Source organism: Marinagarivorans sp. (genome assembly GCF_982758155.1).
Genome location: NZ_CEXWTU010000397.1, coordinates 1 through 2319 on the forward strand (window position 1 = coordinate 1; position 2319 = coordinate 2319).

Below are 2319 nucleotides of genomic sequence, written 5' to 3' on the forward strand. Positions count from 1 at the left end.
AATTAATCCACGATGGTTTTTATTTCACCTTGAAAGGGCTGCCCTAATGACCTATATCCATATAGGCCCCGGCATGCGCCCCTTCGAGCGCCTTATTGAGAAAGCAGGCGCCCTCGTCTAATTGGACAAACTATTATTGCCTCGCCCCTTACACCAGGTATCGCTTACAAATATCGGCAATGTTATTTAATTTAACGGGTTTTCGTAAATAGTCTGTTGCGCCTTTTATTTTTGCTTTTTCTACGTCATCATCAAAAGCAAAGGCGCTTTGAACAACAATAGGTATGGCGCAGTGTTGCTGGCGCAAGACCTCAATCATCTCTAATCCAGACATTCCTGGAAGGTCAACATCTGTTACGATCATATCAAAGTTTGATTTTTCAAATTCGATTAATCCGGCTTCAGCACTCCCGCACATTATCACTTCAATTCCCTGCTTGGAAAACATCTTTGACAGTATAATTTGACTGGTCGAGTCATCTTCTATTACCAGTACATTAGGTTCATTCAAAAAGCCCTGGCTGGGCGCCCGCTGCGTTATTCCAGTCCCAACCTCAGTTTCAACCTCATCAGTCTCAATGTTAGCTACAGGAATAAAACACTGAAAAGAGGTTCCCTCGTCAACCTCGGTTTCTAGGGCTATCCGGCCTTGCAAAACATCAATGAGTGTTTTAACGATGGATAACCCCAGGCCAACCCCATCGGTTTTACTCGAAAGCTGAGTAAACTGTTCAAAAATATGTTCTTTATACTCAAGGGGGATTCCTTTCCCATCATCCGATATTGTAATTACCATTTCTGTACGGTTATTAACCTCTGCCATGGTTACCGAAATATCGATGCGAGTTCCTTCTGAATACTTTATTGCATTATTGATCAGGTTATACATAACCTGCAGTATCTTGCCTTTGTCTGACGATACCCGCTTAGGGACATTGCTGGCGATAGATTGGCTAAGTTTGATGTTATTGCGGTGGGGTTTTATTTCATAAAACTCAATGACTTCACTGACCAAAGCCGCGGGGGAGAAAGCTTTGTGGTTGAGTTGGACCTCACCGGATTCAAACTGGCTGGCGGATAGGATGTTACCAACAATATCGGTCAGGCTGTCTGCGGCAATAGAAAGTCGACCAACAAGCCCTGTCTGCTCTGGCGTCATTTCTGATTCAGATAATAATTCACTAACGCCAATAATACCGTTTATTGGCGTTCTAATTTCATGGCTCATATTGGCTAAAAAATCCGACTTGGCTTTGGCCAATTTTTCTGAATTCTTAAGCTCCGCTGTTAGTTTTCGGTTAAGCCCAATTGAATGATGCTGCTCTATGATAGCCGGCAGAAGTACTGCAAAAACACAGGTTAATATAAGTGCGGTACCAAAGCCTAGCAGTGCGGCCTCAGGAATGGGGCGCAAGAATGGAAAGTCGAGAAAGTGCATACCATTTAACAATAGAAATAGTGCAAACGTATTGGACATGCTAGGCCCATGCTGGCGATTCTGACGATAGATTAAGCGTTTTAATGCATAAAATATCTGTGGCAGGCCTATGGCTAGGGCGACGGGCAAGGCGATTATTGTCAGGTTATTTGTATAGCTATTTAGCAAGCCCGTCAACAATAGTGCGCAAAGAAAAGGCAATACTATATATACAGTCTTAATCCGCAGGCCGGTAATAATGCATAAAATATTGATTAGGCATAGCGCAGTCAATATATAAGTAGAAAACGAAATAACGCTCGCCAGTACCGACTGAGTAAAAATACCCTGTAAAACAAAATTAAGTAAGGTGAAGGACCATACGCCAATTAGCCATATAAAAGGTGTGGTTTTGTAGGTCAAGTATAGCTTGATAGATATACCGGCATTGATCAGTAAGAGCGCGGCATATACCAGCAGCAATGCCTCTAGCGTTTGAGGGGTAGTGTCCATACGTTATGCTCAAGACTCCGAATACACTCCATTTATAATAGACCCATTCGCCCAGCGCCTTAAGTTTAAAATGGAATATTGATAATAAATATCATGTCGTTATCAAAGGCTATAGCATCAAAAGAACGGTTAGGGTGAATGAAGTTTTTTTCACCGAATAATGTTCAATTTTTCGCCCTCCGTCTTCATTTCTCAGCGCGTACATGCTTTGGTAGCTGTACCTCGAATGGTGCTCCGGCCTCGAGGTAACTCATTTAATATGATTGATGTTTTTTTGAGTAGTGATATTAGGGCCGAGGAAAAAATACTTTAGGGGCCTGCACGGAATAAGTTACTGGAATTTGGGTTTTTGGGTGCTTGCTTGACGAGGCGAAAATATGGCGTAATAG

Annotated in this window: 1 protein-coding gene; it reads right to left on the bottom strand. The window is 42.4% G+C overall.

Annotated elements, in window-relative coordinates; genetic code table 11:
* Nucleotides 1-148: 148 nt before the first annotated feature.
* Nucleotides 149-1930: an ATP-binding protein gene (locus AC3A8L_RS21280; RefSeq protein ID WP_487964282.1), complete on the bottom strand. Its 1782-nt coding sequence runs from the start codon at nt 1928-1930 to the stop codon at nt 149-151.
* Nucleotides 1931-2319 lie beyond the last annotated feature (389 nt).

What these genes read in the sequence shown, in the direction of transcription:
- AC3A8L_RS21280 (WP_487964282.1), bottom strand. Translation starts at nt 1,930, where the DNA reads ATGGACACTACCCCTCAAACGCTAGAGGCATTGCTGCTGGTATATGCC.